Annotated in this window: 16 protein-coding genes and 4 pseudogenes; 6 read left to right on the top strand and 14 right to left on the bottom strand. The window is 69.2% G+C overall.

Annotated elements, in window-relative coordinates:
* Positions 1-223: 223 nt before the first annotated feature.
* Positions 224-442, bottom strand: coding sequence for an RpiB/LacA/LacB family sugar-phosphate isomerase (locus ABZ818_RS38750; RefSeq protein ID WP_361425818.1), 219 nt, complete (start codon positions 440-442; stop codon positions 224-226).
* A gap of 239 nt (positions 443-681) precedes the next feature.
* Between ABZ818_RS38750 and ABZ818_RS38745 the strand changes: the two are divergent.
* Positions 682-1,536: pseudogene (locus ABZ818_RS38745) on the top strand (molybdopterin-dependent oxidoreductase); the annotation flags it as partial.
* Positions 1,537-1,551: 15 nt separating this feature from the next.
* Here the strand turns inward: ABZ818_RS38745 and ABZ818_RS38740 are convergent.
* Entirely contained in the window at positions 1,552-1,908 is a 357-nt protein-coding gene (locus ABZ818_RS38740; protein WP_361425815.1) for a DUF488 family protein, read from the bottom strand.
* A 230-nt stretch (positions 1,909-2,138) separates the two neighbouring features.
* Here ABZ818_RS38740 and ABZ818_RS38735 point away from each other — a divergent pair, with 230 nt between their 5' ends.
* Positions 2,139-2,348 (top strand): DUF2945 domain-containing protein, encoded by a 210-nt coding sequence (locus ABZ818_RS38735; RefSeq protein ID WP_361425812.1) that lies wholly within the window; start codon positions 2,139-2,141, stop codon positions 2,346-2,348.
* 12 nt (positions 2,349-2,360) lie between these two features.
* Here the strand turns inward: ABZ818_RS38735 and ABZ818_RS38730 are convergent, their stop codons facing one another.
* The 9 genes and pseudogenes from ABZ818_RS38730 to ABZ818_RS38690 all read right to left on the bottom strand — a co-directional run.
* Positions 2,361-3,056 carry an HAD family hydrolase gene (locus ABZ818_RS38730; protein ID WP_361425809.1) on the bottom strand — a complete coding sequence of 232 codons (696 nt, stop codon included), beginning with the start codon at positions 3,054-3,056 and terminating at the stop codon, positions 2,361-2,363.
* The gene (gene gnd, locus ABZ818_RS38725; RefSeq protein ID WP_361425806.1) at positions 3,053-4,072 is read right to left on the bottom strand and encodes a phosphogluconate dehydrogenase (NAD(+)-dependent, decarboxylating); all 1,020 of its coding nucleotides are present in this window, start codon (positions 4,070-4,072) and stop codon (positions 3,053-3,055) included. Before gnd ends, ABZ818_RS38730 begins: the two co-directional genes overlap by 4 nt.
* Before the next feature lie 25 nt (positions 4,073-4,097).
* Positions 4,098-5,384, bottom strand: a complete 1,287-nt coding sequence (locus ABZ818_RS38720) for an NAD(P)/FAD-dependent oxidoreductase (RefSeq protein ID WP_361425803.1) — start codon at positions 5,382-5,384, stop codon at positions 4,098-4,100.
* A 184-nt stretch (positions 5,385-5,568) separates the two neighbouring features.
* A complete protein-coding gene (gene tal / locus ABZ818_RS38715) occupies positions 5,569-6,654 on the bottom strand; it encodes a transaldolase (RefSeq protein WP_361425800.1) in 1,086 nt (361 codons plus the stop codon).
* 40 nt (positions 6,655-6,694) lie between these two features.
* A complete protein-coding gene (gene tkt, locus ABZ818_RS38710) occupies positions 6,695-8,776 on the bottom strand; it encodes a transketolase (RefSeq protein ID WP_361425797.1) in 2,082 nt (693 codons plus the stop codon).
* 214 nt (positions 8,777-8,990) lie between these two features.
* Positions 8,991-9,251 carry a hypothetical protein gene (locus ABZ818_RS38705; RefSeq protein WP_361425794.1) on the bottom strand — a complete coding sequence of 87 codons (261 nt, stop codon included), beginning with the start codon at positions 9,249-9,251 and terminating at the stop codon, positions 8,991-8,993.
* Positions 9,248-9,598, bottom strand: a complete 351-nt coding sequence (locus ABZ818_RS38700) for a hypothetical protein (protein ID WP_361425791.1) — start codon at positions 9,596-9,598, stop codon at positions 9,248-9,250. The genes ABZ818_RS38705 and ABZ818_RS38700 overlap by 4 nt, the downstream gene beginning before the upstream one ends.
* A gap of 43 nt (positions 9,599-9,641) precedes the next feature.
* Positions 9,642-10,640: pseudogene (locus ABZ818_RS38695) on the bottom strand (glucose-6-phosphate dehydrogenase (NADP(+))); the annotation flags it as partial.
* A 663-nt stretch (positions 10,641-11,303) separates the two neighbouring features.
* A pseudogene (locus tag ABZ818_RS38690) lies at positions 11,304-11,607 on the bottom strand (hypothetical protein); the annotation flags it as partial.
* Between ABZ818_RS38690 and ABZ818_RS38685 the strand changes: the two are divergent.
* Positions 11,598-11,789 (top strand): annotated as a pseudogene (locus ABZ818_RS38685) (FAD-dependent oxidoreductase); the annotation flags it as partial. The pseudogenes ABZ818_RS38690 and ABZ818_RS38685 overlap by 10 nt on opposite strands.
* A 262-nt stretch (positions 11,790-12,051) precedes the next feature.
* Positions 12,052-13,905: an asparagine synthase (glutamine-hydrolyzing) gene (gene asnB / locus ABZ818_RS38680; protein ID WP_361425788.1), complete on the top strand. Its 1,854-nt coding sequence runs from the start codon at positions 12,052-12,054 to the stop codon at positions 13,903-13,905.
* A gap of 88 nt (positions 13,906-13,993) precedes the next feature.
* Here asnB and ABZ818_RS38675 read toward each other — a convergent pair whose 3' ends face one another.
* Positions 13,994-14,650, bottom strand: coding sequence for a maleylpyruvate isomerase N-terminal domain-containing protein (locus ABZ818_RS38675; RefSeq protein WP_361425785.1), 657 nt, complete (start codon positions 14,648-14,650; stop codon positions 13,994-13,996).
* Between the two features lie 285 nt (positions 14,651-14,935).
* Here ABZ818_RS38675 and ABZ818_RS38670 point away from each other — a divergent pair, with 285 nt between their 5' ends.
* Together ABZ818_RS38670 and ABZ818_RS38665 are read left to right on the top strand one after the other, a co-directional pair.
* Positions 14,936-15,406: a MarR family transcriptional regulator gene (locus ABZ818_RS38670; protein ID WP_361425782.1), complete on the top strand. Its 471-nt coding sequence runs from the start codon at positions 14,936-14,938 to the stop codon at positions 15,404-15,406.
* A 182-nt stretch (positions 15,407-15,588) separates the two neighbouring features.
* Positions 15,589-17,181 carry an MFS transporter gene (locus ABZ818_RS38665; protein ID WP_361425779.1) on the top strand — a complete coding sequence of 531 codons (1,593 nt, stop codon included), beginning with the start codon at positions 15,589-15,591 and terminating at the stop codon, positions 17,179-17,181.
* Between the two features lie 180 nt (positions 17,182-17,361).
* Here the strand turns inward: ABZ818_RS38665 and ABZ818_RS38660 are convergent, their stop codons facing one another.
* Together ABZ818_RS38660 and ABZ818_RS38655 are read right to left on the bottom strand one after the other, a co-directional pair.
* Positions 17,362-19,008 carry an MFS transporter gene (locus ABZ818_RS38660; protein WP_361425776.1) on the bottom strand — a complete coding sequence of 549 codons (1,647 nt, stop codon included), beginning with the start codon at positions 19,006-19,008 and terminating at the stop codon, positions 17,362-17,364.
* A gap of 207 nt (positions 19,009-19,215) precedes the next feature.
* Positions 19,216-19,785 (bottom strand): IclR family transcriptional regulator C-terminal domain-containing protein (locus ABZ818_RS38655; protein ID WP_361425773.1); only part of this gene is annotated, 570 nt, incomplete at its 5' end.

Genomic DNA, 19,785 nt, shown 5'->3' with positions numbered 1-19,785 from the left:
CGTCACGCGACGGCCCGTCCTCCAACGGCAGAGGACATTACGGGCGAACAGCCGCACCGATCAGCGACCGAAACCCGCTGACGAATCGAGGTTAGTTCAGGGTCGGGTTGCGCTCTTCCTGGTGGAGTAGAGGGGCGCGTGTCGATGTTTCGATCTGAGGAGTGGCCATTGGCTCAGCGCACGCCATCGCGAAACGTTGCCCCCGGACTATGGGCAGGTGCTGTCAGTCCTGCTGTGGGTGGTGGGCGGGGATTTCCGGGAGCATCCCCGTGCGTTCATAGTCGCTGAGCATGTCGATACGGCGGATGTGGCGCTCTTCCTCGGAGAACGGGGAAATGTGCGGACCGCAATCCACCGGCTCGTGGCCCGCGGCCGTGAGCCATGCGACGAGGTGGTTCCTGAGTTCGTAGCCAGCATGGTCCGAGCCGAGGTACACGCGCATGCCGCAGAGCTTGCCACGATCGGTGCTCTGCGCCCGTATTCCTCATGTGCGGCACGTCGAATCACCTCAGCCTGGGGGGCCATCGGTAAGGATCAACGTGTCAGAGCAGATCAGGTGTCTGACGGCATGTCCGCCGCTGGGCAACTGCGCGGCAGCACCCTTGTGATTCTGGATTGGGTTATAGGGCGTTAGCCAAATTCCCACGATTGGCCGGTTGCGGCCCGGATATAGCGGGCCGCTACTTGATCATCTGGGGCACCAACCTGCCGATCACCCGTACCCCTGACGCGCACTTCATGACCGAGGCCCGCTACCGCGGCCAGAAGGTGGTGGTGGTCTCCCCGGACTACGGCGACCACACCAAGTTCGCCGACGACTGGCTGGCGGCGGCGCCCGGCACCGACGGGGCGCTGGCGCTGGCGATGGGGCATGTGATCCTCACCGAGTTCTACCGCGACCGGCAGGTGCCCCGCTTCACCGAGTACGCCAAGACCTACACCGACCTGCCGTTCCTGGTCCGGCTGCGCGAGCGTGACGGCGCCTTCGTGCCGGAGAAGTTCCTGACCGCAGCCGACCTGCCCGGCGCGGACACGGAGGCGGCCGAGTTCAAGACGGTGCTGCTGGACGCGGCCACGGGCGAGCCGGTGGTGCCGAACGGGTCGCTGGGCTTCCGCTGGACAGAGACCGGGAAGGGCCGGTGGAACCTGCGTCTGGAAGGCGCCGACCCGCTGCTGTCGCTGCACGGCCGCGCAGGCGCGGAGGCGATGGCGGTGGATCTGCCCCGGTTCGATGCGGAGCCCGGAGAGTCCGGTGGGGTGCTGCGGCGCGGTGTGCCCGCGCTGCGGGTCGGCGGGCACCTGGCCACCACCGTCTTCGACCTGCTGCTCGCGCAATACGGCGTGGCCCGCGAGGGGCTTCCCGGCGATTGGCCGACTGGCTACGAAGACGCCACCCAGCCGTACACCCCGGCCTGGCAGGAGGCAATCACCTCGGTGCCGGCCAAGGCCGCAGCCCGGGTGGCGAGGGAGTTCGCGCGCAATGCCGAGCGGACCGGTGGCCGCTCGATGATCGCCATGGGCGCGGGGACCAACCACTGCTGCGACCGCGGCCTACTCCGAACGTATTAGCTCCGCGAGAACTTCCGCCTCGCTGTGCTCGAGGTCCTTTGTCGCGGTCAGCAAGGTCACAGGCCCGGTCTGCGCCTCATCACGCAGGTGGCCCAAAGCCTCGGCCCGGTCCGGCTCTGTCAACTCGGATTCGTAACGGCGCTTGAACTCGGCGAACTTGGAGGGCTGATGGCCGTACCAACGGCGCAGCTCATCGGACGGAGACACCGCCTTGAGCCACTCGTCCAAGTGGGCCCTTTCCTTGGACAGGCCGCGAGGCCACAGCCGGTCCACCAATACACGCCTGCCGTCGGACGGTCCGGCCTCCTCATAAACGCGGCGCGCGCGCACCTCCTGCATGGCACCATCACCCCTTCTCGAGCCTCCGACGTCCGCACCACCCGCCGACTCGACCCGCCAGGTGGTGGGGTCCTAGTTCATTATTACCTTCAGTCGATCATTTCACCTCTCGGGTCTTCACGGCGATCGACGATCTAAGCTGGGAGATGAAGGTCGGCGACGACTCTTCGTGCAATCCGCAACTTTCCTGACCAAGCGCCTGCTCGGCCCGCGTCCAGAAAGGAACGGGAATGGTGAAGCAATTCACTGTTGGAGACCATGTCAGATGGAACTCCGAAGCCGGATACGTTGAAGGAATTATCGTCAAGAAACACACGCGCGACGTGGAGTACAAAGGGCACATGCGTCACTGCACTGAAAGCGATCCGCAATACGAGATCAAGAGCGACAAAACTGATCACATCGCCATGCACAAGGGAGGTGCGCTAACGAAACTTTAAAAGACATGACCATCATTCCAGGGCCTCGTCGGGCAGGCCGTGTTCGAGCGACTCGATGACCCAGTCGGCCTTGGCCTCGGCGAGTTGGGTGGAGTTGAAGTTGTGGCTGGCCACCCCGACGCAGGCGACCCCGGCCGCATGCGCGCCCGCCACGTCGTGCGGGGTGTCGCCGATGACCAGGCAGCGGTCCGGGGCCAGGTCCTCGCCGTAGACCAGAGAGCCCCGGCGTATCGCGATGCGGGTTACCTCGGCGCGGTCGTTGGAGTCCGAGCCGTAGCCGCCGAAGGAGAAGAACCGGTTCAGGCCGACGCGGTGCAGCTTGATGTGCGCGGCGGCCTCCAGGTTGCCGGTGATCAGGCCGAGCAGGTATCCCTCGTCGATCAGCCTGGGCAGCAGGTCCTCGACGCCAGGCAGCACGCGGTAGTGCTCCGACTCGTTCACGGTCTGGCGCAGATAGTGCAGGCGGCGTTCCAGGAGTCTGGCGAACTCGTGCCGTTCGGGCCTGCGGCCCAGTACGGCCTCGAAGGTCTTTCGGCCCACGTCGGGGTCGGTCATGCCGGTGTCGGTGAACTTGCCGATGTCGGCGGGGATGCCGTACAGCTCGTCGAAGGCCAGGCGCCAGGACCGGGCCCCTGCCCCGCCGGTGATGATCAGGGTGCCATCGATGTCGAACAGCAGGGCCAGGTGCCGGTAATCAGGGGGGCTCATCCGGCCGGCCGTTCCGCGTGCCCGCCGAAGCCCTTGCGCATGGCCGACAGGACCTGGTTGGAGAAGTGGTCCAGGTCCCTGGAGCCGAACCGGGCGAACAGCGCGGTGGCCAGGGTGGGCGCCGGCACCCCCTCCTCCACTGCGGCGACCGCGGTCCATCGCCCCTCGCCGGAGTCCGAGACCCGGCCGGAGAACTCCTCCAGGGTCGGGGACTGCAGCAGGGCAGCGGCGGTGAGGTCCAGCAGCCAGGACCCGATCACGCTGCCGCGGCGCCACACCTCCGCTGCTTCGGCGAGGTCGATGTCGTAACGGTAGTTCTCGGGATGCTCAAGCGGGGCCGTCTCGGCGTCGGCCTGGCGGCTCGCGGTGCCGGCGTTGGCGTTCTTCAGGATGTTCAGGCCCTCGGCGTAGGCGGCCATGACCCCGTACTCGATCCCGTTGTGCACCATCTTCACGAAGTGCCCGGCACCGGCCGGCCCGCAGTGCAGGTAGCCGTGTTCCGACGGCGCGGAGGTCCCGTACCGGCCGGGGGTGCGCGGCGCCGCGTCCACGCCGGGGGCGATCGCCTCGAAGATCGGCCGAAGCCGGTCCACGATCTGGTCCGGGCCCCCGATCATCAGGCAGTAGCCGCGCTCCAGTCCCCACACCCCGCCGCTGGTGCCCACGTCGACGTAGTGGATACCTGCCCCTGAAAGGGCCTTGGACCTGGCGATGTCGTCGCGATAGTAGGAGTTGCCGCCGTCGATGACCACGTCGTCGGGTTCCATGTGGCTCGCCAGGTCATGGACTGTCTTGCTGGTGATCTCGCCGGCCGGGACCATGACCCACACCGCCCGGGGCTTGGTCAGCCTGGCCACCAGGTCCTCCAGGGAGGACGCCCCGGTGGCCCCCTCGACTTGCAGTTCCTTCACCGCATCCGAGTTGATGTCGAACACCACGCAATCGTGACCGGCGCGCATCAGCCGCCGGACCAGGTTGGCGCCCATCCGGCCCAGCCCGACCATTCCGATCTGCATCTCGTGTCTCCTTCTTGCTCTTGTGTCATGCCTGGTCTTGGAGCTGCTCTTGGTCCGCTCCACGCGGGCCGACGATCAGCCGCACGGGGCGGTTGCGGAACAGGTAGCCGGAGACCCAGTTCGCCAGGGTCAGCGCGCGGGTGCGCATCCCCGCGATCCGGGCGATGTGCACCACCAGCCAGGCCAGGAATCCCGGCTGTCCGCTGAGCCGGACCGGTCCGATGTCGGCCACGGCGAAGCCGCGTCCGACTGTGGCCATGGTGCCCAGGTCCTTGTACCGGAAGGGCTGGGGGATGTCTCCGCGCAGGAGCGCGCCGATGTTCCTCCCGGCCTGCCCGCCGGACTGGATGGCCACCTGGGCGAGCATCGGCAGCGGCTCCCCGGCGTCAGGCTGGGGGATCTCCGCGAAGTCGCCCACCACGAACACCTCCGGATGCCCGTCGACTTGCAGGGCGGGCGTCACCGTGATCCGCTCGTGCGAGCCGAGCCGGAGGCCCAGGCTGTCGGCCAGGTGCGAGGCGCGCACCCCGGCGGCCCAGATGACCGTCGCGGCGGGGACCCTTGTCCCGTCCTTCAGGCGCAGGCCCGTCTTGTCGACTTCGGTGACCATGACCCAGGAGCGGATCTGGACACCCTTGCGCCGCAGCGCCCGTTCGGCCGCGACCGGCAGCGGCCGGGGGAACACGGACAGCGGGTGAGGGCTGGCCTCGACGAGCGTGATGCTCACCTCCGACCGGTCCAGGCCGGGGAAGTCCCGGGCCAGGGTGCCGGTGACCAACTCGGCCAGCGCCCCGGCGAACTCGGTCCCGGTGGCACCGCCGCCGACGACCGCGAAGCTGAGCAGGCGAGCCCGTTCGGCCGGATCAGCCGACCAGACGGCTGCCTCGAACCGGTCCAGGATGGCGTTGCGCAACTGCAGCGCCTCGGGCAGGTCGTTCAGCCCGAGGGAATGCTCGGCGATCTCGGAGTGCCCGAAGTAGGCGTTGACTGCTCCGGCGGCCAGCACCAGATAGTCGTAGGGCAGTCGGCCCTGGTCGGTGTCGACCGCCTTGGCGTCCAGGTCGACGCCGGTGACGGTGGCGAGCCGGAACGCCACGTTGCCCAGCCGCCGGACCTCGCCGCGGACCGGGAAGGCGACGGCGTCGGCTTCGAGCAGTGCGGTGGCCACCTGGTACAGGAACGGGGTGAAGGTGTGATAGTCGTGCTGATCCACCACGGTGACCTGGACGGGCGCCCGGTGCAGGGCCTTGGCCGCGGCCAGCCCGGCGAAGCCGGCGCCGACGATCACGACTTTGGGCCGGGGGGCGCTCACGAGGCTCGCCTCCGCGCCGCTCGGTGCCGGCGGATCAGCGCCGTGGTGGAGGAGTCATGATCCAGGTTGTGCGCCGCGTCGGACGATATGCCCCAGATGACTCCCTCGGTAAAGACCCGGTGCTCAGACATGGATTCTCCCTGGTTCGCCGTCCGTAGCGATGACGGACGGCTGCCGGAAGCGGTCAACCCGCCCCGGAGAGCTGCTTGTGCCTGGCCCCGATCCGGTCCAGCAGGTCTTTCCAGGAGGTCACGAAGGCGTCCGCGCCCTCGCGCTGCAGCTCGCCCGCCAGCGAGCCGGCGTCGATGCCGGCCTTGGCGAAGCGGGCGATGACCTCTTCGGAGTCGCCGCCGTCGGCAGGCAGCCGCTCGCCGACCTTGCCGTGATCGGCGAAGGCCTCCAAGGTCTTGTCCGGCATGGTGTTGACGGTGAACGGAGCGGCCAGCGCGGCCACGTACAGCACGTCCGGGGCCTCGGGATCCTTGACCGAGGTGGAGGCCCACAGGAGCCGCTGCGGCCTGGCTCCTTCGTTGGCCAGCCGTTCCCAGCGCGGGGAGTCCAGCAGCTCCCGGTAGGCGCGGTATGCCTGCCTTGCCGCGGCGATGCCCAGCCGGTCGCGCAGCTCCTCAGGGACCCGCCCGGCCACCGCCTTGTCCCACCGGGACACGAACAGCGAGGCGACCGAGCCCACGGCCGGGTCCAGGCCGTCGGTGACCCGGCGCTCCAGGCCGCGCAGGTAGGCCTCGGCCGCTGCCTGGTACTGCTCCGCCGAGAACAGCAGGGTCACGTTGACCGGCACCCCGGAGTAGATGCATTCCTCGATGGCAGGCAGTCCCTCGGCGGTGCCCGGGATCTTGATGAACAGGTTGTCCCGCTCGGCCCTGCGATGCAGCGTCCTGGCCTCGTCGATGGTGCTGCTGGTGTCGTGCGCCAGCAGCGGGGACACCTCCAGCGACACCCAACCGTCCACGCCGTCGGTCCGGTCGTGGATGGGCGCGAACAGGTCGGCGGCGCGGCGCAGGTCGGCCACGGCCAGCTCGAAGAACACCTCCTCGTCGGTGGCTCCGGCGGCCTTGCGGTCGGCGATGTCGGCGTCGTAGTCGCGGCCACCCTCGATCGCTTTGTCGAAGATCGTCGGGTTCGAGGTGAGCCCGGTCACCGAGTACTCGGCGATGTAGCGGCCCAGGGTGCCCTCGTCGAGCAGCGCCCGGGTGATGTTGTCCAGCCAGATGCTCTGGCCCGCCTCGTGCAGAGCCTGGGTCGGTTTCATGGCTCTTCCTTTCTCCGCGGGACGATCGGGACGGCGCCGGTCACGGCCGGCGGGCCAGTTGGTCCCGGGCTGCCTGGATGACATGGGCGGGCTCGAAGCCGAACTTCGCCTGGACCTTCTGGATCGGCGCCGAGGCTCCGAAGGTCTCCATGCCGAGGATGGCTCCGTCGAGGCCGACATACCGGGACCAGCCGAAGTCGGCGGCCTCCTCGACCGCGACCCGGGCGCGGACCCGCGGCGGCAGCACCTCGTCGCGGTAGGCCTGGTCCTGTTTCTCGAACAGCTCCCAGCAGGGCATCGACACCACGCGAGCGGGGATGCCTTCCTCGGTGAGCGCCTCATGGGCGGCCACGCACAGCGCGACCTCCGAGCCGGTGCCGATCAGGATCACGTCGGGTTCCGCGTCCGGGGGGTCGGCCAGCACGTAGCCACCGCGGGCCAGGCCGGAGGCGGCGGCGTAGCGGGAACGGTCCAGGGTCGGCAACGCTTGGCGGGACAGCACGAGAACGGCGGGCTCGTGACGCAGCGGCATGATCACCCGCCATGCCTCGGCCACCTCGTTGGCGTCGGCGGGGCGGATGACCAGGATGCCGGGCATGGCCCGCAGCGAGGCGAGCTGCTCGATCGGCTGGTGGGTGGGGCCGTCCTCGCCCAGGCTGATCGAGTCGTGGCTCCAGATGTAGATGACCGGGATCTCCATCAGCGCCGACAGCCGCATCGCGCCGCGGGCGTAGTCGGTGAAGATCAGGAACCCTGAGGCGAACGGCCGCACCTTGGTCAGCGCCATGCCGTTGGTGATGGCGCACATGGCGTGCTCGCGGATGCCGAAGTGGAAATTCCGCCCGGTATAGCTGCCGGCCTCGAAGTCCCCGGCGCCGGCGAAGGTGAGCCGGGTCTTGGTCGAGGGGTACAGGTCGGCGGCTCCGCCGAGCAGCCAGGGGATGTTGCGGGCCAGGGCGTTGAGCACCTGGCCGGAGGACTCCCGACTGGCCAGTCCCTTCGGGTCGGGCGGGAAGCTGGGCAGGCCGGAGTCCCAGCCGTCGGGGAGCTGGCGGTGGCTCATCCGGTACACCTCGTCGGCCAGTTCCGGGTGAGCCTGGCGGTAGCGCTCGAACAGCGCAAACCATTCCGCCCGCAGTTTCGCGCCGCGGCGGCCGATGCCCTCCTGGAAGTGCTCGTACACCCCATCGGGCACCAGGAAGTGGGCCTCTTCCGGCCAGCCGTAGAACCGTTTCGCGGCCCGGACCTCGTCATCGCCGAGCGGCTTGCCGTGCGCCGCTGCGGTGTCGTGCTTGTGCGGGGCGCCGTAGCCGATGTGGGTGTCCACGATGATCAGCGTGGGCCGCCCTGATGTCTCCCTGAACGTGTCAAATGCCTTGGACAAGAGGTCCAGGTCGTTGGCGTCGCCGACCCGGGTGACGTCCCACCCGTAGCTCTGGAAGCGGGCAGCCACGTCGTCGGAGAACGCCAATGAGGTGGATCCCTCGATCGTGATGTGGTTGTTGTCGTAGATCCAGCACAGATTGTCCAGGCGGAGGTGCCCGGCCAGCGATGCCGCCTCGCTGCTGATGCCCTCCATCATGCAGCCGTCGCCCATCAGCGCGTACACGTCATAGTCGAAGAGCCGGAAGCCTGGCTTGTTGTAGCGCTCGGCCAGCCAGCGGCCCGCGGCCGCCATGCCCACGCTGGTGGCCACCCCCTGGCCGAGCGGCCCGGTCGTGGTCTCCACTCCCGAGGTCCACCGGTACTCCGGGTGCCCCGGACAGCGGCTGCCGATCTGTCGGAACGCCTTGATGTCCTCCAGCGTCACCGAGAGCTTGCCAGTGGTCTCGTACTTCGGGTTCACCGCCTGCACACCGGTCAGGTGCAGCAGTGAGTACAGCAGCATCGAGGCGTGCCCGTTGGACAGGACGAACCGGTCCCGGTCCGGCCAGATCGGGTCGGCCGGATCGAACCGCAGGTACCGCTGCCACAGGCAGTACGCCACCGGGGCCAGTGCCATCGGGGTGCCGGGATGCCCGGATTCCGCCGCCTGCACCGCATCCATGGACAGGGTGCGGATCGTGTCGATGCCGCGCTGGTCGGCATCGTGGGTGGCGGGCTGGTTTGCTTGATCATTCATGGGTGGTTCACGCTCCCCTGGCTGTAGCCGTGCGGGAAGTGGCTGTCCGCGCGGCGGAGTCGCGCAATGCGGTCACGCAGGCCGGTACCGGCCGCGTGGTATCGAAGATGGCCGAGTCGCAGACGGCGATGTCTGCCCTGGCGTCGACCGCCATTGACAAGCCTCCGACTGGCCGGCAGTACCGCGCTGGATGGGGCGATCTCCATCGGGGTGGTCATGGTCTCGGCCTTTCCTGGTGGTCGACCCTGCTGGGAGTGGCGATGGTCAAGTCGGTTGCCAGGCCGCAGAACAGGCCGACCTCGGCCACCCCGGCTCCCGCCGGCAGGCCGGCCGTGAGTTCGGCCCCCGAGCCGAGGCCGACGATCACACCCGGGCGGATGAGCCCGGCCGCACGCTGCGCCGCGGCCCGAATTTCCGCGTCATGCTTCCGATGACGCGCGGCCAGGTGGTCCTGGGTCCCGGCAGCCGTGCTCATTTCCCAGCCTCCGCGGAGCGAGGATCGTGCCAGCCGCCATGGCGGGCCGTAAGGTCGGCGGCCTGCTCCGGGCCCCACGTGCCCGGCTCGTAACGGTGCAGCGGAGTGGCGTCGCCGAGCACCGCGTCGACCACCGTCCACGCGGCCTCCACGGCGTCCTCACGGGCAAACAGCGAGGCATCGCCGTCGAACGCGTCGCCGAGCAGCCGATCGTAGGGCGCCAGCTCGGCCGGCCCAGGCTGCTCGTGCAAGGCCAGTTCGACACCCGTGCCGGTCATCGTCTCTCCCGCCGCCTTGACCCTGGCGCCAAGCGAGATCGCGATGTCCGGGGTCAGACGGAACCGCACGTAGTTCGCTTCGCCGACGTCCTGGCCGCCCCGCGATGGCCTCCGGGGGCCGGCGCAGCCGGGCCAGGACCTCGGTCGCGGTGACTGGCAGGCGCTTGCCGGCCCGGATGAAGAACGGCACCCCTGCCCATCGCCAGGTGTCGACGTGCGCCCGCAGCGCCACGAACGTCTCCACGGCGGAGTCCTCAGCCACCCCGGGCTCATCGGTGTAGCCGGAGAACTGGCCGCGGATGACATCGTCCGGCGGCAGCGGGGGCATGGCGCGCAGCACCTTCGCCTTCTCGTCCCTGATGTCCTCGTGTCCGTATCCGGCAGGCGGCTCCATGGCCACCAGGGACAGCACCTGGAGCATGTGGTTCTGCACCACGTCGCGGATGGCCCCGGTCTGGTCGTAGAACGCCCCCCGGCCGGCAACGCCGAAGTCCTCAGCCATAGTGATCTGCACCGAGTCCACGTAGGAACGGTTCCAGATCGGTTCCAGGAAGGAGTTGGCGAATCGGAAGTAGAGGAGGCCGAGCACCGCCTCCTTGCCCAGGTAGTGATCGATGCGGAAGATCGAGGTCTCGGGGAACACCTGGTGCAAGGCGACGTTCAGCTTCCGCGCCGACGCCAGGTCGTGGCCGAATGGCTTCTCCACCACTACCCGGGCGCCGTCGGCGGATCCGGACTCGTGCAGGGCCTTGACCACAGTGCGGAACAGCGCCGGAGGGATGGCCAGATAATGCAGCGGAGCTTTGGCGTCGCCTAGTTCGGCGCGGAGTGCCTTGAACGTCCCAGGGTCGTTGTAGTCGCCGTCCACGTAGCGCAGCAGCCCGTACAGCCGGTCCGCAGCCTGCGCTTCGATACCGCCGTGGTGGGCGAGGCTGTCCCGTGCCCGTTCGACGAGCTGTTCCCGGTCCCACCCGGACTTGGCCACCCCGATCAGCGGCACATCCAGTTGCTGCCTGGCCACCAGCGTGGCCAGTGCCGGGAAGACCTGTCTGTACGCCAAGTCTCCGGTCGCCCCGAAAAACACCAGAGCATCCGAACGGCCTCCGGTCATGATCGCTCCTCCTGATCCCGTCCGCTGGTGTCTTGTGTCTTTCGTCTACTTCTGAGCGCGGTGAGGGGCTCGCCGCCCGTCTGGCGGTGCAGCCAGAGCCGAGTTCGAGGAGGGCCTCCTCCAGGAGCAGCCTGGCCGCCGGCCGCCAGGTCGGCGTGCCTCCTGGAGCGCCATGACCTTGTACTCGTGGACGACACTGTCCGGTGCGGAGGGGCGGCCGGCAGTTTCTCCAGGGTCGAACGACTTCGTGACGGCGTCCAGATTCTCGGGCTGCAGTCCCGCGCGGTCGAGACACCAGCGGGAGGCTCCGGCAGTGCCCACGCGGAGAACGGCACGGGGCGCTAGCCGTGCTTGCGGCGGCTGAAGCACTCCTTCAAGCATGCGCATGGTGGCGGTTCCGTCCCGTTTGGCGGGTGATTCGACGCGTCGGGACCTTCCGGGCAGTCCAGACTCCGGGTGCCGTGGACTCGGCCGTCCCAAACGCCTGGAGTCAACCGACCCGTGGGTGATGCGAGAGTTTGGCTACATGTCATATTTCGATTACGCACAGTTATCACGCCTGGCCAAAGTGGCGCAGTACGGCGCGGGCGCCGCCAGCCGCCCGCGACCGCCCGGAGGAGCGAAGCGACGACGCGTGCTTGAACCAGTAGAGAAAGTTGCAAATCAGTTGGTGGCGTGTGGCTCGAAGTCGTATGCGTGCCCCGGCAGTTCAATCCCCTGACGGTGCGTCAACGGGAGGAAGGGTGCTCGCTGGTCGGATCGCCCACCTGATTCGGGTGCTGTGTTGCATGATCGTCACCGTGCGGGCCTCGGAACGCAGGAGGGCTCTTCTCGTCTTGATGCGGCCCTCGTACAGTCAGGCCCACGCTTCGTCTGAGGCGTCCGCGTCGAGTGTTGGTGTGATTGCCCGGAGGGCGACCGCGACCCATCTGTCTGCCTGGGGTACCGAGTAGGCGTAAGAACCTCGGCACCACCCACATCACCAACGGCTGCTACCGCCTGCACCCCGTCGAGTGGAACATCGGCGAGGTCGCCGGGCTGCTCGCGGCCCATTGCGTCGAACACAAGCTCACCCCCCACGGCGTACGCAACACCCCCGACCGGCTCGAGACCTGGCGCGGGCGATGTCGCCTGTCCGGTTCGGGCTGAGGAGAGCCCCGAGGCCTGGTCCGCCACCTGCGCGCCGATCTGCTCGACCGCGTCGGCGGGCACGTGGCCGCCGACGCAGCCATGATCGTCCTGCAACGCACCGCCTGAGGGCGAGGTCCCGGGGAGGTCGGGGCGGCGCGCACCACCGCGGGACGAGAGGACATGGGCTGCGCGGGTCCGGGGTCGCTGTTAGCGTCTTGCGGGGGCGGATCTCCACGAAGCTGGATGCTTGTCCATGCTTCTCCACGATGAGGAGGCCCCCATGTGCGGAATCTCCGGTTGGGTTTCCTATGGGCGCGACCTGCGGCAGGAACGCCCCGTCGCCGAGGCCATGAACGCCACGATGGCCTGCCGCGGACCGGATGCACAGGGCCTCTGGCTCGACCGCCACGCGGCCATGGGCCACCGTCGGCTCGCCATCATCGACCTGCCCGGCGGCGTCCAGCCCATGACGCAGGACACCCCGGACGGCGATGTCGTGCTGGTGTATTCCGGGGAGGCCTACAACTACACGGAGCTGCGTGACGAGCTCCGCCACCGCGGGCACCGCTTTCGCACCGACAGCGATACCGAGGTCGTGCTGCGCGGCTATCTGGAATGGGGCGCCGAACTCCCCGAACACCTCAACGGCATGTTCGCGTTCGCGATCTGGGACGGACGGTCAAAGTCGCTGCTCCTGATCCGCGACCGCATGGGCATCAAGCCCCTGTACTACTTCCCGACCGAAGACGGCGTGCTGTTCGGCTCCGAGCCCAAGGCCGTCCTGGCCAACCCCATGGTGCCCCGCAGTGTCGACCTGGACGGCCTGCGCGAGCTGTTCTCCAGGGCCAAGACCCCCGGCCACGCCGTCTGGGCGGGGATGAGGGAGGTGGAGCCGGGCACGGTGGTCACCGTCGAGCGCTCGGGCCTGCGTGCCCGCCCCTACTGGCAGCTGCGTGCTGCCGAGCACACCGACAGCCGCCAGGACACCGTGGCGCGGGTGCGAGAGCTGCTCGACGACATCGTCCGCCGCCAGTTGGTCTCCGACGTGCCGCGGTGCGTCCTGCTCTCGGGCGGTCTGGACTCCAGCGCGATCACGGCACTGGCCGCCGAGCAGATGCGCGGAAAGGAGACGGTGCGCAGCTTCGCCGTCGACTTCGTCGGCCAGAGCGAGAACTTCATCCCCGACGGTCTGCGCTCCACGCCAGACACCCCCTACGTCCACGACGTCGTGGAGCACGCGGGTATCGAGCATCAGGACATCGTGCTCGACCCCGAAGGCCTGGCCGATCCAAGCGTGCGCGCCGCCGCAGTACGGTCCCGGGACCTGCCCCTGGGCCTGGGCGACATGGACCAGTCGCTGCTGCTGCTTTTCCGCGCGATCCGGGAGCACTCCACGGTGGCGCTGTCTGGTGAGTCGGCGGACGAGGTCTTCGGCGGCTACGCGTGGTTCCACGATCCCGCCGCACGGGACGCCGGAACCTTCCCCTGGCTGGCGGCTCTGGAGCGCCAGCACGGCCGCGGCGGCGGTTCGCTGCTCGAACCCGAGCTGCAGGAACGTCTGGATCTGCGGGATTATCTGGAGCGGCGTTATCAGGAGGCGCTGGTAGAGGTACCACACCTGGAGGGGGAGAGCGACCCGTTGGAGCGCCGCATGCGCGAGGTGTGCTACCTCCACCTGACCCGCTTCGTGCGGATGCTGCTGGACCGCAAGGACCGGCTGAGCATGGCCACCGGACTGGAGGTCCGCGTCCCGTTCTGCGACCATCGCCTGGTCGAGTACGTCTTCAACACGCCGTGGTCGCTGAAGACCTTCGACGGCCGGGAGAAGAGCCTGCTCCGGGCGGCCACCGAGGACCTTCTGCCGCGTTCGGTCGTCGAGCGGGTCAAGAGCCCCTACCCCTCGACTCAGGACCCGGCCTACGTGGTGGCACTGCAGAGACAGGTCCGCGACCTGCTCTCGTCGGACGACAGTCCCGCTCTGGACCTGCTCGACCGAGGCCGACTGCGGGAGGTCACCGCCGTCGAGCCCGGCCGGGTCACGACCGCGGACCGCAACGGCCTGGAGCGGACCCTGGACCTGGCCGTGTGGTTCGAGCTGGAACGACCCACGCTCGCGCTCGACTCGAGCGGATGACACCGCCCCGCGGACGCACGGTCGCCGGGCCCACAAGGCGTGGCGTGGCCCCCTCCACGTCACGGCCATGCTCCCGATCTTCACGTCGTTAGCCGAGGATGAGCGGGAGGTTTGCGGCGAGATCGCCCAGAGCAGCCTTGTCAGCGTCGGTCGGCGTGCGACGTCCAGTGCCGATCAGCAAGGCGTCCTTGTCGGAGAACGGGGCGGGAAACGGCGTCCCGGCGATCTTCTCCAGCGACGTGCGAGCCGCGCCGAGCGTCTCGGTGGGCGGCTCGGCGTCCGACGGCAGATGCGCGATCAGATCGAGGTGGTGCAAGGTCCATTCGAGCACGTACGCGGACAGGTAGTCGCCGACGGTCAGCACCTTGTCCTGGGTGCTGACGCGGAGGGTGGGATCGGCGAGTTCGGCGGCTCGGCCCGCGGCGGAACCCACGTCGTCGAGGTGGAACTTGAGCCACCGCGGCTCGCCGTATGCGGCGGCCAGCCGGGGGATCAGCGCATCGAGGGGGTCCTCGCCGGTCGGTGGTTCGTCCAGGAGGCCCCAGTAGGTGACCGCGTCCGTGGTTGGTTCGGTTTCGGTGGGCGTGACCAGGGTGATCAGGACGTCCTGGGCGTCGATGACCAGGTGGCAGACCAGGTCCCGCACGAGCCAGCCGGTACAGCCGGACGGCCGCTCGAAGTCCTCGTCCGGTAATCCGGCGACCGCCGTGCGCAATGCAGTCCAAGAGCGTGAGAAGAGATCCACTACGGCACGGTAAGCCGGACTCGGAACGGCGGACAAGCGAATTCAGACGGGTCGGCTCGTGTACCTAACCGATCTTCCATGACGTCTTACGGGCTTGACCTGGTTGTCGTCGATATCCCAGGCACACACGCGACGGTGCGGCAGGCTGCTTGGCTGACCGTGGCCGAGGAGGGGCGCCGATCGGGTCTGCTCCAGTGCGGCTGTTTCCCGTCCGGCCCGGGCCTCTTGCCGGCGCGGCAGTTACCTATGTTGACATAGGTATGTGACTATACCTATAGTCGGCGCGTGCCCGACTCAAGCGCCTCCGGCAGGCAGAACGACCACGTGGCCTCGGTCCTCGTGGCGGTTCTGCCTGTGCTGAACAGAGCGCTCGAGCGGCGGGTGGTCCAGGACTTCCCTCACCCCACGCTGCCGGAGGGGCAGCTCACTCTGCTGCGGCTCGTGGAGGAGCGCCCGGGGATCACGGTCCGTGACGCGGCGGACGCCCTGCTGATGAAGCCGAACAACGTCAGCGCCCTCGTCGCCCAGCTCACCGAGCTGGGGCTGTTGGAGCGCAGGCGGGACGCCGTCGACAAGCGGATCGCTCATCTGCACCCCACGGCCCTGGCTACGGAGCGACTCGCGGAAGCGCGGGGGCTGAAGGAAGCCCACATGGCGCGTCTGCTCGAGACCCTCACCGACGGTGAGCAGGACGCCCTCGGCTCGGCCTGTGGCGCGTTGCTGGCGTTGACCCGGCGCTTCTACTCCGCCGACTGACCTTCCGGCACCGGTTCTCCAGCGCGAGCGCCCGGTCCCGTGCGCAGCGCCCACGTCGACCGCGCCGTTGCCCACCGCGCTTCCCCGTCGCCGGCCGCACGCCGCCGCATCTCCGTCCATGCCGTAGATCTTGATCCATTTTGTCGATTTCTCGACGCTCTCACCACAGACAAGGCACCTGCATGCCCTCCACCGCCGTGGACCACTCAACCCTGCCCACTCCGTCGCCACTGGGCGCCGAGCGGGGACCGCGCTCCAATCCGTGGCTGACGCTGATCGCCGTCGCGATCGGTCTCTTCATGGTCAACCTCGACGGATCCGTGGTCTCGATCGCGAACCCGGAGATCGGCCGCAGCCTGCACGCGTCCACCGCCGACCTGCAGTGGGTCACCAACTCCTACCTCATCGCCATGGCCGCCGCCCTCATCCTGGGCGGCAAGCTGGGTGACCGGTTCGGGCGGCGCACGTACTACATGGCCGGCGTCGCGGGCTTCGTCGTGGCCTCCGTCATGATCGGGTTGATCGGCTCCGTCGAGGGCGTGATCGCCTTCCGCGCGCTGCAGGGGCTCTGCGCCGCGCTGCTGATCCCCAACACCCTCGGCCTGCTGCGAGCCGTCTTTCCGCCGCACAAGTTCGGCACGGCGGTGGGCCTGTGGGCCATGGTGGCCTCTTGCTCGACCGCGCTCGGACCGATCGTCGGCGGCCTGCTGGTCGAGCACGTCAACTGGGAGTCCGTGTTCTACATCAACGCGCCCATCGGCATCGCGACCCTGGTCTTCAGCGCGCTCGTGCTGCCGCAGAGCAAGGACTCCACCGGCCGCCACCGCTTCGACATCCCCGGCGTGATCCTGCTGGCGCTCGGTCTGGTCGCCGTGGTCTTCGGCGTGATCAAGGGCGAGACCTGGGGCTGGACCTCGGGGGGAACTCTGGGCTCCCTCGCCGCCGGACTGGTCCTGCTGGTGCTCTTCGGCTGGTACGAGACCCGTGTCCGGCGCCCGCTGCTGCCCATGCGACTGTTCCGCAGTCCGGCGCTGACCATCGGCGCGCTGGTCACCGCGATCAACTTCTTCGTGCTGCTCGGCGTCATCTTTTTCCTGATGCTGTACCTGCAGAACGTCCGGGGCCTGCCCCCGGTCGAGGTCGGTGTGCGAACTCTGCCGCTGAGCCTGGCCTCCGTGGTGGCCGCACCGCTGGGCGCGGCGCTGACCGAGCGGCTCGGCGCCCGCCTGTCCATGCCGGCCGGCATGCTGCTGGAGGCGGTGGCCTCCGTGTGGATGTTGACCTGGGACGCGCACGCCTCGTACGCGGCCATGTGGCCGCCATTCGTCCTGATCGGCCTGGGCGTCGGCATGGTCATGTCGGCCTCCTCCGACGCGATCGTCGGCAACGCGCCCGTCCGGGACGGCGGTGTGGCGAGCGGCCTGCAGTCCACGGCACTGCAGATCGGCGGCGCCCTCGGTACGTCCGTTCTGGTCTCGTTGATCAGCAGCCGGGTCGGAGCCACGCTCGCCGCGGAGCTGACCGGCGCCGGGGTGCCGGCCTCGCGGGCCCGCGGCTTGGAGGGGGCCAAGGACGCCGTGGCCATGGGCATTGCGCCGGTCACGGACGGCATGCCCGCGTCGCTCAGGGCCGCCGTCGTCGAGGGCAGCGGCAATGCTTTCATGAACGGTGTGCACGCCGCCGTTCTGGTCACCGCCGTCCTGTGCGTCGTGGGCGCCCTCCTCGCCGTGGTGGGCCTGCGACGCGACACGGGCCCGGCCGCCGGCGAGGACTGACGGCGGGCGCTCGAGGCAGGTACGGTGCCGTGACCCTGGCGGGGTGGCGAACCGCTGTACCGACTGCGCTTGCGCCGACGTGCTCTGTCCCGACCGGTGACGGCCCGCCCGCCGCCTTGTGTGTGGCGGACGGGCCGTGCGCGTCGATGGTCCTGGTGACGTAGTCGGGAGACGTGGAGGTCAGGGATGGGCGGCGTCGGCAACCGGTTCGGACCTGCCGTCGTGGCCGGGCAGCGCGGGCGCGGTCACCTCGTGCCCGGCGGCACCGCGGGCGTGGAGGCCGATCATGCCGAAGGCGGTCAGCGTCGCGGCGACGGCGGCCGCCACACCGCACACCAGGTAGGCGGTGCTGAAGCCGCTGCCCAGGGCGTCCAGGGCCAGGCCGTGTGCCGCGGATCCCGGGGCGCCGGGCGGCAGGCTGTTCACGGCGATGGGCCCTCCGGCCCCGGCGATCTCGCGTGCCGCTGCCAGCTGACGGGCCGGCAGGTCCGTGCCGGACAGGTTCGCCGCGAACGCCGACCCCGCGTTGCTGAGGGCGACCGCGCCGACGACGACAGGGCCGAGGACGAAGCCGAGATCGCGCAGCATGTTGGTGGTGGCGCTGGCCATGCCCGCCAGGTGCAGGGGCACGCTGTTCAGCGCCACGGCCGTCACGGAGCTGACGGTCAGGGCGAAACCGACGCCGATCAGTAGAGCGGGCGCGACGAACGCGCCGAATCCCGGGTCGGTGACGTCCAGTTGGGTGAACAGCAGGCAGCCGGCCGCCATCAGAGCGAATCCCGAGGTCAGCAGCCAGGACGCGGCGATCCGGTGCAGGAGACGCGAGACGGCCGGGATGAGTACGAAGGCCGGCCCCTGCAGGAGCAGGAAGAGGATGCCGACGCGCATCGGATCCTGGTGCTGCACGGGACCCATCCACATGCTCGTCGCGAAGCAGGCGCCGAGGAAGGCGAGCATCCCGATGACCGCGACGACGGACGACACGGCGAACGTCCGGTTGCGGAACAGCTTCAGGTCGAAGATCGGGGACTCGGCCCCCAGCTCCACCACGATGAACCCTGCGAGGAAAACCGCGCCGAGGGCGAGGGAGAGCATGACGGGCAGGGTGATCCAGCCCGACTCGGGCCCCTCGACGGCGCCGTACAGCACCAGGATGAGACCGACGGCGAAGGTGATCTGGCCGGGCACGTCGAACCTGCGGCCCTGGGGCGCCTTCGACTCCGTGGCCAGCACCAGGGTGAGCACCATGCTGACCAGGGCGAGTCCGACGAGCACCCAGAAGGAGCCGCGCCACGACCCGACCTTGGCGAACATGCCGCCGAGCAGAGGTGAGACGGCGGCGCCGGCGGACAGGAAGCCGCTCCAGAGTGCCACCGCGTGTGCCCGTTCCCGCAGGGTGCGGGTGACGGCGGTGATCGCGGTGAGTGAGCCGGGGAACATGGCGCCGGCGCCCAGTCCGTTGAGGGCGGCGCCGATCCACAGCACCTGCACGGTGGGCGCGAGCGCGGCCACTGTGCTGCCCGCGGCGACCAGGGCCGTGCCGGCCACGACGAGCCTTCGCCGCCCGAAGAGGTCACCGAGGACACCGAAGGTGAACTCGAAGCAGACCACGGCGATCATGAACGCGGCGGTGATCCAGGTCAGTTGGGATCCGTGTGTCTTCAGGTCCTCCTGGAAGAGCCCGAGCAGCGAGGCCGGCAGCGCGTTCGCGACCTGGGCCACGAAGACCGCACCGCAGGCGGCAGCCAGTGTTCCCGCGTAGCCCGGTCTCCGGGCGGCCCCCGCGGTTGGGCCCTGGGACGTGGTCGTCCCGTTGTTGAGCGTCATTGCTGTTCTCCCTGGCTGGGGAAGGCGGGCGTCCCGGAAGCAGGAGCCCCGAGAGCGTGAAAGCGCTCGGCTCGGCGCACGCGGTGGGGGAGAGGGCACGTCGCGAGTCCGGCGTGGTGTCGTGGAGAATGGCACTTCGCTTTACGGCACGTCAATGAAATGCGCACAACTTAAGGTGAGTGGTCTTGATGTAAGGTGAATCGAGGCTCAGAACCGCTCGGCCAGGTCGTCCTCCAGAGCGAGCGCCGCGGCGCTCAGGGTCGTGACCAGGGATCGGAGGCGGTGCGGGTCGTAGCGCACGCTGGGCATCGACACCGACAGGCCGGCCAGTGCGGTGCCGTCCCGATCACGCACTGGTACGCCGACGGCGATCAGGCCCCGCTCGGACCGTTCCTTGTTGACGGCGAACCCGTCGCGCCGCAGCCGTTTCAGCTCCGTGTGCAGGCGGGCGAGGTCCGGCCGGTCGGCCGGGCGGTCGCGGTAGCGCTCGGGGGCGTACACCTCGTCCAGTTCCTCGTCGGAGAGGTCGGCGAGCAGGAGCAGCCCCGCCGTGGTGCGGTGCGCCGGGAACACCATGCCCTCCCGGGAGCCGACCCGCAGGGCCTGCCGGCACTCGACGCTGGCGATGAACCGGGCTGTGTCCCCGGTGCGCACCGTCAGGTTCGCGGTCTCGTCGAGCAGATCGACGACCCGGTGCAGGTGGGGCAGGGCCGCCGCGCGCAGCCGTGAGACCAGGGACTGGGAGTGCGCGGCGAGTTCCAGCACCGGTCCCGCCTG

This window comes from Streptomyces sp. NPDC047453, from assembly GCF_040643155.1.
GTDB lineage: Bacteria > Actinomycetota > Actinomycetes > Streptomycetales > Streptomycetaceae > Streptomyces.
Note: the sequence above shows the minus strand (reverse complement) of the source record. Positions and strands in the feature narration are given on the sequence as shown.